The organism is Paenibacillus filicis (assembly GCF_038070315.1).
Taxonomy (GTDB): domain Bacteria; phylum Bacillota; class Bacilli; order Paenibacillales; family NBRC-103111; genus Paenibacillus_G; species Paenibacillus_G filicis.
In genome coordinates this window covers 255,228-267,343 of the sequence record NZ_JBBPCC010000001.1, presented here as the reverse complement: position 1 = coordinate 267,343, position 12,116 = coordinate 255,228, and the positions used below count along the sequence as shown (strand labels likewise).

The window sequence follows — 12,116 nt, the reverse complement described above, 5'->3', positions numbered from 1 at the left end:
GGAGTGGAAAAAAAGCAGTTTCAGGCTGAATCCAAACGACTATTGGAAATGATGATCAACTCCATCTACACGCAAAGGGAAATTTTCCTCAGAGAGCTGATTTCCAATGCGAGCGACGCGATCGACAAAATTTACTACAAAGCGCTGACCGACGACAACCTGGTTTTCGAGAAGGACAGCTACTATATTAAAGTGAATGCCGACAAGGCGAACAGAACGCTGACGCTCCGCGATACGGGGATCGGGATGACGAAGGAAGAACTCGAGAATAACCTCGGGGTCATCGCCAAGAGCGGCTCGCTTGCATTCAAGAAAGAAAATGAGTCCAAGGACGGCCACGATATTATCGGGCAATTCGGCGTCGGCTTCTACTCGGCCTTCATGGTCGCGGATGTCGTCACGGTGGTCAGTAAGGCTCTGGGCAGCGATACCGCCTACAAGTGGGAATCGACCGGTGCGGACGGTTATACGATCGAACCGGCTGAGAAGGATTCCGTCGGTACGGAGATTACCCTGCAAATCAAGGACAATACGGAAGACGACAATTACGATGAGTTCCTGGAAGAGTACCGCCTCCGTTCGATCATCAAGAAGTACTCGGACTTCATCCGTTATCCGATCAAGATGGACGTATCCGGCAGCCGGCCGAAGGAAGGCAGCGAGGGCGAGTTCGAGGAATACCGCGAGGAGCAGCTCGTCAACAGCATGGTGCCGATCTGGCGCAAGAACAAGAGTGAGCTGACGGCTGAGGATTACGAGAACTTTTACCAAGAGAAACATTACGGCTTCGACAAGCCGATCAAGCATATTCATATCAGTGCGGACGGTGCGGTCGTCTACCAGGCGATTCTGTACATACCGGGCAGCACGCCATTCGATTACTACACCAAGGAGTTCGAGAAGGGCCTGGAGCTGTATGCGAACGGCGTCCTGATCATGGACAAATGTTCCGACCTGCTCCCAGATTACTTCAGCTTCGTCAAAGGGATGGTTGATTCCGAGAGCTTGTCGCTCAATATCTCCCGCGAGATGCTCCAGCATGACCGCCAGCTGAAGCTGATCGCTAAGAACATCGAGAGCAAGATCAAGGGCCAGCTGCAAAGCCTGCTGAAGGACGAGCGCGAGAAGTACGAGCAGTTCTACGGCGCCTTCGGCCGCCAGCTGAAGTTCGGCGTGTACAGCGACTACGGCACCCACAAGGACGTGCTGCAGGATCTGCTGCTGTTCCATTCCTCCAAGGAGAAGAAACTGGTCTCACTGGACGAGTACGTGTCCCGCATGCCAGAGGATCAGAAGTATATCTACTACGCTTCCGGTCCGTCCAACGAGCGCATCGAGAAGCTGCCGCAAACCGAGCTGGTGGCGGAGAAGGGCTTCGAGATCCTGTACTTCACCGACGATATCGACGAGTTCGCGATCAAGATGATCACGAAGTACAAGGACAAGGAATTCCGTTCCGTATCGAGCGGCGACCTGGGTATCGAGCCTGAGGAGTCTGCAGACAAGGACGAGTCTGCGAAGGAAGCCGACAAGGAGCTCTTCGAGCATATGAAGAGTCTGCTTGGCGATAAGGTTACAGGCGTTCGTGCCTCCAAGCGTCTAAGATCGCATCCGGTCTGCTTGTCCACCGAGGGCGAGGTTACGATCGAGATGGAGAAAATCTTGAACGCGATGCCGAACAACCCGAATGTAAAGGCCGACAAGGTCTTAGAAATCAACGTCCAGCATGACGTGTTCAAATCGCTGCAGGCGGCATTCGAGACGGACAAGGAAAAGCTGAACCTGTACACGGCGCTGCTGTACAACCAGGCGCTGCTGATCGAAGGCTTGCCGCTGCAAGATCCGGTCGAATTCACGAACGATATTTGCAAAATCATGGTGTAGTCTAGCTTAGGCGTACCCGCATATAACCCTAGCGACACAAAGAAACCGTTTCTTGGCCAATGACAGGATCGCATCCGATCAGGAACCAGGAGACGGTTTCTTTGTTTCACTTCAAAGCTTTGTTTTAGCTTGAGCGTACCGCTTCGCGACCGATGTACGAAAAATAACTGTCCGCCAGCAGCTTGACGCCTCTTACAATTTGCTCTTCGCTCACATAACTGAAGCACAGCCTCGCATAATGGTAGCCTTCCGGGTCCGCGAAGAAGCTCTTTCCTTCCACGAAGCTTACGCCTCGGCTCGCGGCATCCTGCACCCATTCGCTCGTGTTCACATGATCGGCGAATCGAAGCCAGATGTAGAAGCCTCCTTCCGGCAAATGAAACGATACATGCTCCCCGAAATGTTCACGAAGGGCTTCAGCCATAACATCTCGCTGCTTGCGGTAGTGCGCGCTCAGAGCGTCCACATGGTTCTGGAAAGCGAAGTTATCGATGAGCTGTGCCAATATTTCCTGCGTAAATACGCCGATGCTGCCGCCCAAATTCAGCAATCTCACTTTCTGGATCACCTGCTGATCCGCGATCACCCAGCCCAGACGCAGACCGGGTCCGATAATTTTGGAGAAGGTATTGAGATAGATGACTCTTTCGGGAAACAAGGTGTAGAGGGGCGGATACTGGTTTCCCGTAAAATTCAGCTCTGAGTAGGCGTCATCCTCCAGAATAAAGAAGTTGTATGCTTCGGCGAGCTGCACCAATCGCTTCCGCCGCTCGATGGATAGCGTTACCCCTCCCGGATTATGGTAGGTCGGCATCGTGTAGAGCAGCTTAGGGATCGGCCGCCCGTCCCGCTTGGCCTCGACCAGAGCGTTCTCGATCAGATCAACACGAACCCCGTCCTCATCGATGGGGAAAGAAGTGACGACCGCTTCGGCTGCGCGAAACGATTGAAGCGCGCTGAAGAAGGAAGGCGACTCGACCCAGACATGATCCCCGGGATCGACTAAAATTCGGGTTGCCAGATCGATGCCCTGCGTCGAGCCGTACGTGACCAGAATTTGATTCAAGTCCGCGCGGATACCGTGGACCAGGGACCGCTCCTGAATCCACTGCAGAATTTTGCCGGGACCGGGAGCGCCGGAATATTGCAAGGCTTTCCTGCCATGCTGGGTGACGGCGTCGGCTGCTGAGGCGGACAGCTGTTCTATCGGGAACAAATGCGGAGCGGCGAAGCCGAAGGAGAGATGAATATGATCCGGCTTGGTTACCGTTGAGCTCCCGATGGAGGGCGTGGAGGGAATTCGTCGGGCAAAGGAAAATGGCTCTAAACGTGAAGTCATCGGATTCACCTGCTTTTCATAGAGTTAGATGGAATAAGATAATTTCTTGGCTTGTGCAAGCTCTGCGTCTCGCGGATTCTTCTTGAGCACCCGATTCAGAATTAAACTCTCAAAGTGGGCGAAGCCGGAATCTCTCTCCCTGGGACGCGCTAAGGTAATAGAGATATCCAAAGCGATGTTTCCTTGCTCGATCAGCAGCACCCGATCCGCCAAGGCGACAGCCTCGCTGACGTCATGGGTGACCAGAATGACGGTGAAGCCATGCTTCAGCCACAACTGCTCGATCAACTGCTGCATCTCGATTCGAGTTAAAGCGTCCAAGGCGCCAAGCGGTTCGTCCAGCAGCAGGAGACGCGGACGGCTAACGAGCGCCCGAGCCAGGGAAACCCGCTGCTTCTGCCCGCCGGAGAGCACTCTCGGCCAATCGCCTCCGCGTTCAGCGAGTCCGACCATGGCCAGAGCTTCCGCCGCGCTTGCACGATCCTTGCCGGCCGCGCCTATGCGCACGTTATCGAGCACTCTTTTCCACGGCAGAAGCCGGGCCTCCTGGAACAGGAACCGCGTATCCTGATGCATGGTGTCCGTCGTCTGGTTATCCAGGGACAGGAAGCCGGTCGAAGGCTGGTCCAGCCCCGCGATCAAGCGGAGCAGCGTGCTTTTCCCGCAGCCGCTCTGGCCTACGATCGCGACAAATTCTCCGGGTTCAATCGTCACGTTGATGTCCGATAATACCGGCTGTTGATCGAAAGACTTGGAAACATTTCGGATATGGATGTGCGAGCCCGGTTTCGACTGATGCATGCCGTTTGTCACCTCTTTTCGTTCGTTATCGTGACGAATAATTCGGATTCCACTGCAGCCACCATCTTTCCAGAAGCTTGGCGGAGCTGTCCGACAGCTTGCCCAGCAGCGCGTAGATCAAGATGCTCAGGACGATGACGTCCATCTGGAAAAATTCCCGGGCATGCATAGCCATGTACCCAAGTCCCGACTTGGCGGCCACGGTTTCGGCGACGATCAGCGTCAGCCACATGATGCCGAGGGCGTAGCGGACGCCCACGAGAATAGAAGGGAGCGCTCCCGGCAGGATGATATGCAGGTAAAGCGAAACGTTGCTCAGTCCGTACACTTTCCCCATCTCGATTAATCCCGGATCAATGGACCGGATGCCGTGGAAGGTATTGAGATAAACCGGGAAGAACACCCCTAGACCGACGAGTACCAGCTTGGCGGGTTCTTCGATACCGAACCAGATGATGACCAGCGGGATTAAGGAGAGATGGGGGATGGTGCGCACCATTTGGATGGACGAGTCCGATAGTCGCTCGGCCGTGCGCCAGAAGCCGTTGATCAATCCGAACAGGAACCCGATGCCCCCGCCAATCAGAAATCCGCTCAAAGCCCGCTGGGCGCTAATCCCGATATGGACGAACAGCTCGCCAGATTTCACCAGGCTGACCAGGACACTCAGTACCTGGAGCGGCTGGGGCAGCACATTGGCCGGAAGCAGCCCGGTAGAGGTGAGCAGATGCCAGGCGAGCAGGATCACGACAGGCAGAATCCAGGGGGCCACTTGATGAAATCGGCGCTTGGCCTTTGACAATTTCAAGGGCAATTACGCTCCTTTCAATCTTTTATTTGGAGGATGACGTTATTTTTTTCAGTTCTTCTTCAAAGGCTTTGCTCCACGTGCTGCTGACGTCGATTTTGTTCTTGAGAAGTCCTACGCCGGCTAACGTATCGGCAACGTCCTGCTGGGAGGCGATCGCTTTCTCGTAGTTGGAGGAGAGCTTGGAGGGACGCTGAGCTTCCCCTTTCTTCAAGGTATCGAGCGCTTGCTCGACAGGCTGCTTCGTATTGGTAGCCGTAATCTCGGCCCACTTCTGTTGATTATTGCGGGTCCATGCGTAAAATTTGTCCAAGCGAGATAAGAAATCCACGATCGCGGCGTGCTTGGCAGGGTCGTTGATCGCTTCAGGTGTTGATGCATACAAGAAGTTGCCCGATAAGATATCTTTGGCGCTGGCGAGCTGGGTGGCTCCGTTCTGGCGAGCGGAAATGATGGCGTTGCCGTAGCTCGCCAAGGCGTCGACTTTGCCGCCGAGCAGTGCGCTTAAGCCGTCTGATGTCGATAAGGACACAGCATCAATGTCTGTCCAAGACAAGCCGGCCGACTGCAGCATTTTGACCAGGAAGTAGTGCGCTGTTGTGGCGTTCACATAAGCCACCTTTTTCCCTTTCAGATCCGCTACGCTCTTGATGGGCGAGCCTTTGGGGACGACGAGCTCTTGATTCAGCGTTGTCGATTCGAAGGAAGCGATGATCTTGAAGTTCCCTCCGTTGGCTGCGAGAGAAGCGAAGATAGGGGGGATTTCGCTGGTAGATCCCAGATCCAGGTTGTTAGCGGCCATGGCTTCGAGCTGCAGGTTGCCGCCCTGGAATACGCTGTACTGCACTTTGTAAGGAGTATCGCTGAGGCCCGCTTCTTTAAAGCCTAATTCCCAGCTGCTCCAGCCGGTCTGCCCGACGCGCAACGTGACTTTGCTGAGATCGGGGGAGGAAGAGGCAGCAGTTCCTGACGCCGGGGCGGAAGCTGGCTTCTCAGACTTCGCTGCTTCTTGGGGGGCCGGCTTACTGCTGCATCCGGCAGCAAGCATGATGACAAACAAGGAAATAACCGTTTGCACGGCAAGCTTTCTGAATCTGAACATGCTCGTAACGCCCCTTCAGTATGTAGTAGTGGTTAAATGGCTGCGTAGCCTGCCTCAATGATGCGGCGACCCCATCCGTCGGCTCGCTGAATAGCCTCGGCCAGCAGGGATTCGCTCACCTCGAACGATAAGCTTTTCGTCGCGCCATCTCTCAGTTGGACGCCTTTGGCGATTTCAAGCGCAGCGGAGGCCGGGTCTTGGAAGATGCCCAGCGCTTCCAGCGTAATGGGGAGGTTCAGTTTATGGAGCCATAGGGCCAGCTCGCGGATTTCTTCTTCTGCTCGTGATTCAAGGACCACCTGGGTGAGCAGTCCGAAGGCCACCTTCTCTCCGTGGAGCGTTCCAGCAGTCTGGGGGAGAAAGGTAAGGCTGTTGTGGATGGCATGGGCGATGGCCGCACGAGATGTGGAGCCTTGAATCGTGCCGGCAAGTCCTGCAAGCACGATAACCGAATCAATCGTCTCCGTCAGCGCATGCGTCACTTGTCCGGTACCGGCTGCTTCATAGGCTTGCAAAGCATGGAGACGCAGTCTTTCAAGCGCTAGCTTCGCAGTCTGAGTTGCGATTCGGATATCCAGCCCGTCGGGATCGTCGCTTAGGTTTACAACGGTTTCATACCATTTCACAATGGTATCGCCGATCCCCGAGGCCAAATATCGCTTGGGCGCGGAAGCGAGCACACGCGTATCAGCCAGCACTAGGGCAGGGGAGCGCCGATTGGGCTGATACCCGGACGAGCGCCCTAGATCGTCGTAAAGGATGGAAACTGCCGCCCAGGAAGCGCAGGTTGCCGCTACCGTCGGCACGGAAACGACGGGGAGACGGAGCTTGTCGCCGATGGCCTTAGTAAGATCTAGAACCTTGCCGCCGCCAACGCCGATGATGATCTCAGCCTGGTAGACGGAAGCTTTGGCAGTATACTCTTCGATTTCCGGCAGAGTGACTTTTCCGCCGAACGGTGCAATTTCGTAAGCAATCCCAGCTTGGTCCAAGCTTTCAAGCAAAGTGGGATGGACGGCGTTCAGAGCTTTATCGCCGGCGATAAGGAAAGCCCTCTGCCCGAGAGGGGCAATCAATGCACCGCTTTTTAACAAAAGATCGGGTTCATTCCAATATTGCTCAGGGGCTTTAATGGAGATCATAGGTTAGCCTCGCTCCTTAACCTTAATTTACATTATTCCAATATGTTAAGTGTGAATATGGTTTAAATACTAGCATTGCGCCGATGGAACGTCTAATTTGATTTTTCTATCCAAAAATTAATGGTTTCTATTGATCAAGTGTATGTCTAGCACCTGAGTGTGCCCCATCCGGCGGCGATGAAGCAAAAAAAGGCCGAATTCAAGGGTTTTCCTGACCCTTGAATTCGGCCTTTTCTATACAATGCAAGGAAAGCGGGTTCAGACGCTGAGCGGCCCGCCCCCGTACATCATACCCGTAATGCCGACTGAATGAAGCTCATCAGATATTTTCTACGTTGGGTCGGAAGAAGGCGAAGGCTTCCGGTGCCGTATTTTATAGATGGCGAGGTATAGGTAGGGAATCATCGCCATGCCCAATACGATCAAGGCGGTGGACATGGTTAGCAGCATGCGGTCGAGTATCTCCGGATGTTGGAGCAGCAGGTAGGACCCCGCGAATATGAAAGGGGCCAGCCCAAGCGTTAGCGGCCTGTGGGTGGTCAACTGCAACTGCTGCGACACAAGCCTTGCCGCAAGAAACAGCAGCAGGGACCCCTTGATCAACAGGGAGGAGGACCAGATGGAGATGGCTACCGGATCCAGGTTCTCCATAATATCTCCAAGTGAAATGAGCCGGATCACCTCGATAAGCGGAAACCGCAAATGCGCGGCCAGATCAGGTCCGAATACAAACAGAATGACAAACCAGTATGCCAGCAAAAGCAGCCCGGAGCCCGCAACAGCGAGTGTCAGATAACGCATCCTTTTGCCATGGGCCGGAAAGTAGGGAAACAGCAAAAGGGTCAGAAAAATTTCGCTGAACCACGCGCCGACATACAGCGTAGATTTGAGGAAAGTGACGCTGTCCCAATGAGTGACCAGAGCCCGGCTCATCTCCATCTTGGCGCTAACGGCCATAAAGGGGAGCATGAGGATACTGGCGCCGAAGACGAGAAGAAAGAAGCCGTCGGACATGAATACAAGGGTCCGGATGCCTGATCTGGCTACCAGCAGAATACAGAATATACAGATGGCCAGAATCAGTGTGTCCGGTGTGTTCGGCAAATACATGGAGCCCATTAGAACCGTATATTTGGTTGTGCAGATAGCGGCGAGTGACAGGCAGTACATGGCGATGATCAGGATGAACAACTGGTGAATCCACTTGCCTACAATAGCTGCGCCGTATTGCTCCCAGGACTCTCCGGGATGGGCTGAGCCAAGAGAATGGGCTCCATACACCAGAATCAGGCTCAGCACTAACGCGGCCGGAATAACGATCCATCCGAGAAAACGGCCGGACACAAACAGGCCGCCAAGCAGGAAAGTAAGGGGAGATGCGATCAGAAAAGTCATCCAAAGCCTGGATAATTGCGATAAGCTGTAGGTTTTCATGATGCACCTCCTCCCTGGTTGACAGCTTGCTTGGCTGATGCTGCACGCTTGGCTAGCGGATTTATCCCGTTGTCCAGAATGGCGTGCTTTCCGAATTGTAGCGCTTGAAGGTTATCGACACGTCGACATCGAATTTTACCTCTCCGGCATAGACCTGGGGCCAGCGCTCCTTGACTTGCTCCCAGGTCTTCGGATAGTACCAGTCGAGATAGGAGCCGAGCTGCAGGACATCCGCTCCTGCTTTTTGGGTTTTACGCAGGGCAGTCCGCATATCGGCTGCGATCTTGGCATTCATCTGCTGCTCCAGCCGCCGGATAATGCCTGCTTCATTCAGGTTGGCCGGTCCTTTCGACTGCTCCAATCCCGCTTGCGCCGCCAGCGAAATGCGGTAGGAAATACGTCCATCCTGCACACGGGGCTGGATCCGGGTTTTCAGCCGATAGAAGGCGAAGCTGAAGTTTCCTTCATCCATCTGGAAAGAAAAATAAGGATTTTCCAGCGAGCCGAGAGCCCAGGCGATCATGACCGCATCCTCGTGTGGAAGTGTGCCTACCATCTTGTCCTTATCCATCAGCGCGGCTCCGCCTATTCCGGCCCAGCTTCCTTTCTTGCCGCCTTCACTGACCAGCGATGAGGATTTTAAGCTTAAGAGCGTAATGGCTGTCCCCTGCTTGGCGTTGATCGCAAAGAGCACATCCTTAATTTGCGTATCCAACAGCGTGTGCTGATTGGCAAATTCCCGCAGAATTTCCGAAGGCGTCTGTTCGAAGATCGGCGTTAAATTCGTAAAGTCTTTGGCTTTGCCTGGCGCTATAAACAAAAAGGTCTTGAGAGGAAAATAAGTACGACGGGCCGCCCATTCCAGCAGTTCATTGATCCCCCGTTCGGCGTAGGCCTGGCTGACGACCACGGCTCTTGTCTGGCCCCAAGTCAGCTTGCGGGTCATATCCGACTGGATATTCTGGAAGGCCTCAGGCAATGTTTTACCTGATTTGGTGACGGTTGCAAAGGGGCGGCCCTTCCCCCCATTCTGGGTTTGTCCGGTCAGGCCCAGCCGGTTGGGAAGGGGGGACATGACCGTTAGCTCGATTTCTCCTGGTCTGTCGGATAGGTCCACGTAGGCGCTCGTAATGAAGTTCCGGTCGTTAATTTCGATTTTGGACCAGCAACCGCTCAGGAGCGCGCATAGCATCAGTAGAAGGCTGCTTTTTACGAATGGGTTCATGCCGTATCCTGCCCGTCCTTTCGCCTGGGGGCGAAAGCATCCGGCTTCCCCTGCAAGTTCGTCCACCGCGCACGGATGAATACATCCTTCCAGTCCTTGAATACGAGAGGAGCCAGCGGATGCATATAGGGAACGCCAAAGGAATGAACGGTTACCAGATGGAAGAACATGATGCATAGTCCTGTAATGATCCCAAGCAGGCCAATCGTCCCTCCGAGCAGCAGCAAGGGAAAGCGCAGCAGCCTGAAGGCAAGCCCCAGCTCGAAGTGTGGAATAATAAACGAAGCGATCCCGGTGATCGACACGACGATGACCGTCGGGGCCGATACGATCCCTGCCTGTACGGCAGCCTGTCCGATCACGATAGCGCCGATGATCGAGACGGTCTGCCCCAAGGGCCGGGGAATCCGGATGCCTGCTTCTCTGAGTGCCTCGAAGGTCAGCTCCATGATGATTACCTCCGCAAGAGCGGGAAAAGGAATGCTTTCCCTGGCCGCGCTGATCGTTACGAGCAGGTTCGAAGGAATCATCTCCGGATGGAAAGTCGTAATCGCAATATAAATCGAAGGCAGCAGGAACGAGACGACAACAAAGAAAAAACGGACCCACCGGATCCAGGTTGCTGCGAGTGACCCCTGGAAATAGTCCTCGGGCGATTGCATCAGGGAGAAGAAGGTGACGGGAACAATCAGAGTCTGGGGCGTCCCTTCTACCATAACCCCGATACGTCCTTCCAGCAGCGAGGCCGCCAGTGTGTCGGGACGCTCGGTATACTGAGCGGTCGGGAACGGAGACTTGGGGCATGTATCCAGATGCTCGCCGATATAACTCACACCCAGGACGCCATCCATACGGATCTGCTCGAGCTTGTTCGTGACTTCTTTCAGTACCTGTGGATCGCAAAGCCCTTCCATATAAAAAACGCAAGTGCGAGTTTGCGTATAAGTGCCGATCATATATTCGAGGGTCTTGAAGCTGGGATGCTTGACTTTGTGCCGCAGCAGCGACAAGTTCGTATTCAGGTTTTCGACGAAAGCTTCCTGCGGACCGACGATAACCATTTCATTCTGGGATTCTGTAACTGCGCGCTGGCTGTAAGAGGTTAACGGAAACAGACAGACCGTATGCTCCTTGTCTACAATAAGTACCCCGGCTCCCTTCAGCAGGGCATTGACCGCCTGTCCCATATCGGTCGTCAATCGGGTCTGAAGTGTGGGCAGCGCCTGCGCGCCCAGCGAAGACAGCAGCTCCTGACTTGAAGCGGCAGAAGGCCATTCGATCAAAGGGGTGATCACATATTCCTGCAGAGCTTGACCGTCGATAATGGACTCGATATAGACCATGGTACAAGGAATGCCGGACCCTGCCGCAATATGCCGGAATTTGACGTCCATGCTTCCTTTTAATTCCTGGCGAATATAGGACAACGGGTCCGCGACAGGAGGCGGCGGCGGCCCGACCCTGGCAGGGCGGGATGACGGCTTAGATCGGTATTTGCTTCTCAGCAGCCAGCGGAACATCAGCGTTCTCCTCTCCCGTACTTAGTCCACCTAATTATTCCTTTCTTACCTGACAACTATACTTCGCAGGATGGAAAGCCTTCCTTGGTGATGGAAGCGGGATTCCACAAACGTTTTGAAATGAAAGTAAGATTTACTTTTAAATCAAAAAAATAGGATTTGAGACTCAATTTTTTATAATTTTGAAGACAGTACTTGCCATTAGAGTCAATCTATATGATACTATAGACCTATAAAGATCTAAGTTATGGAGAGTGCTGCCTGATGAAATTCAACATCTGCTACAAGGGCAAAGTCCTGTACGGTCCTCTTCGGGAGGATGAAGCGCTCGCAAAGATGAAAAGCATGACAGCGCTATTCGAAAATTTAGAACTGAAGCCAGCCCACATCATCGAAATGGATGAGTCGAAGAAACGAAAAAAGAATGGCGGAGCCAAGTAGTTCTTCTAGCCTTGCCGAAAGAGACTTGCGGAATCCTACGAACAGCCAACCCAGCAAAGCGAACAGCCCCCGAGCATCATCGGGGGCTGTTCGCTTTGCTGGAGGGATTAGTTTCTGGAAAAAGACACATCGGTCGTGATCTGGAGATTGCCGGAATATCGAACGGTTAAGATACCCAGGCTTTGATTCTTGGTATCGTACAGACGCCCGTCCTTGTCGATAATCGCTGTAGATATTTCGGTATTCGCGCCGTTCAAGGTTTGGTAGTTAAGCACCTTGGTATAGATGGTGGGCTTCACATGATTCCAGTCGCGCAAGCGGAAGCGATCGCCGTCGATGCTGACCATCCAGCTTTCACCTTGAGGTCCGCCAGCATAAAACTCAGTACGATTATCGAACGAAGAATAGCCTAGATGATAG

At 53.8% G+C, this 12,116-nt stretch carries 11 protein-coding genes; 2 read left to right on the top strand and 9 right to left on the bottom strand.

The window, feature by feature from the left end; genetic code table 11:
• Positions 1-3 precede the first annotated feature (3 nt).
• A complete protein-coding gene (gene htpG / locus WMW72_RS01250; RefSeq protein ID WP_341413587.1) occupies positions 4-1,884 on the top strand; it encodes a molecular chaperone HtpG in 1,881 nt (626 codons plus the stop codon).
• 124 nt (positions 1,885-2,008) lie between these two features.
• Here htpG and WMW72_RS01245 read toward each other — a convergent pair whose 3' ends face one another.
• From WMW72_RS01245 to WMW72_RS01210, 8 genes are all read right to left on the bottom strand, one after another.
• Positions 2,009-3,223 carry an aminotransferase-like domain-containing protein gene (locus WMW72_RS01245; RefSeq protein ID WP_341413586.1) on the bottom strand — a complete coding sequence of 405 codons (1,215 nt, stop codon included), beginning with the start codon at positions 3,221-3,223 and terminating at the stop codon, positions 2,009-2,011.
• Positions 3,224-3,247: 24 nt separating this feature from the next.
• A complete protein-coding gene (locus WMW72_RS01240; protein WP_341413585.1) occupies positions 3,248-4,024 on the bottom strand; it encodes an ATP-binding cassette domain-containing protein in 777 nt (258 codons plus the stop codon).
• Positions 4,025-4,049: 25 nt separating this feature from the next.
• Positions 4,050-4,826 carry an aliphatic sulfonate ABC transporter permease SsuC gene (ssuC, locus tag WMW72_RS01235; protein ID WP_341414083.1) on the bottom strand — a complete coding sequence of 259 codons (777 nt, stop codon included), beginning with the start codon at positions 4,824-4,826 and terminating at the stop codon, positions 4,050-4,052.
• Between the two features lie 31 nt (positions 4,827-4,857).
• Positions 4,858-5,934, bottom strand: a complete 1,077-nt coding sequence (locus WMW72_RS01230; protein ID WP_341413584.1) for an ABC transporter substrate-binding protein — start codon at positions 5,932-5,934, stop codon at positions 4,858-4,860.
• 32 nt (positions 5,935-5,966) lie between these two features.
• The gene (locus tag WMW72_RS01225; protein ID WP_341413583.1) at positions 5,967-7,076 is read right to left on the bottom strand and encodes an iron-containing alcohol dehydrogenase family protein; all 1,110 of its coding nucleotides are present in this window, start codon (positions 7,074-7,076) and stop codon (positions 5,967-5,969) included.
• 330 nt (positions 7,077-7,406) lie between these two features.
• Positions 7,407-8,510 carry a GerAB/ArcD/ProY family transporter gene (locus WMW72_RS01220; protein ID WP_341413582.1) on the bottom strand — a complete coding sequence of 368 codons (1,104 nt, stop codon included), beginning with the start codon at positions 8,508-8,510 and terminating at the stop codon, positions 7,407-7,409.
• Positions 8,511-8,571: 61 nt separating this feature from the next.
• Positions 8,572-9,735, bottom strand: a complete 1,164-nt coding sequence (locus WMW72_RS01215) for a Ger(x)C family spore germination protein (protein WP_341413581.1) — start codon at positions 9,733-9,735, stop codon at positions 8,572-8,574.
• A complete protein-coding gene (locus tag WMW72_RS01210; protein ID WP_341413580.1) occupies positions 9,732-11,255 on the bottom strand; it encodes a spore germination protein in 1,524 nt (507 codons plus the stop codon). The genes WMW72_RS01215 and WMW72_RS01210 overlap by 4 nt, the downstream gene beginning before the upstream one ends.
• Positions 11,256-11,519: 264 nt before the next feature.
• On the opposite strand from WMW72_RS01210, the gene WMW72_RS01205 reads away from it, so the two are divergent.
• Positions 11,520-11,696: a hypothetical protein gene (locus WMW72_RS01205; protein ID WP_341413579.1), complete on the top strand. Its 177-nt coding sequence runs from the start codon at positions 11,520-11,522 to the stop codon at positions 11,694-11,696.
• 107 nt (positions 11,697-11,803) lie between these two features.
• Here the strand turns inward: WMW72_RS01205 and WMW72_RS01200 are convergent, their stop codons facing one another.
• Positions 11,804-12,043: a hypothetical protein gene (locus WMW72_RS01200; RefSeq protein WP_341413578.1), complete on the bottom strand. Its 240-nt coding sequence runs from the start codon at positions 12,041-12,043 to the stop codon at positions 11,804-11,806.
• Between the last annotated feature and the right edge of the window lie 73 nt (positions 12,044-12,116).

Coding starts and splice junctions, on each gene's coding strand:
- WMW72_RS01245 (WP_341413586.1), bottom strand. CDS start 3,223: ATGACTTCACGTTTAGAGCCATTTTCCTTTGCCCGACGAATTCCCTCC.
- WMW72_RS01240 (WP_341413585.1), bottom strand. CDS start 4,024: ATGCATCAGTCGAAACCGGGCTCGCACATCCATATCCGAAATGTTTCC.
- WMW72_RS01230 (WP_341413584.1), bottom strand. CDS start 5,934: ATGTTCAGATTCAGAAAGCTTGCCGTGCAAACGGTTATTTCCTTGTTT.
- WMW72_RS01225 (WP_341413583.1), bottom strand. CDS start 7,076: ATGATCTCCATTAAAGCCCCTGAGCAATATTGGAATGAACCCGATCTT.
- WMW72_RS01220 (WP_341413582.1), bottom strand. CDS start 8,510: ATGAAAACCTACAGCTTATCGCAATTATCCAGGCTTTGGATGACTTTT.
- WMW72_RS01215 (WP_341413581.1), bottom strand. CDS start 9,735: ATGAACCCATTCGTAAAAAGCAGCCTTCTACTGATGCTATGCGCGCTC.
- WMW72_RS01210 (WP_341413580.1), bottom strand. CDS start 11,255: ATGTTCCGCTGGCTGCTGAGAAGCAAATACCGATCTAAGCCGTCATCC.
- WMW72_RS01205 (WP_341413579.1), top strand. CDS start 11,520: ATGAAATTCAACATCTGCTACAAGGGCAAAGTCCTGTACGGTCCTCTT.
- WMW72_RS01200 (WP_341413578.1), bottom strand. CDS start 12,043: ATGGTCAGCATCGACGGCGATCGCTTCCGCTTGCGCGACTGGAATCAT.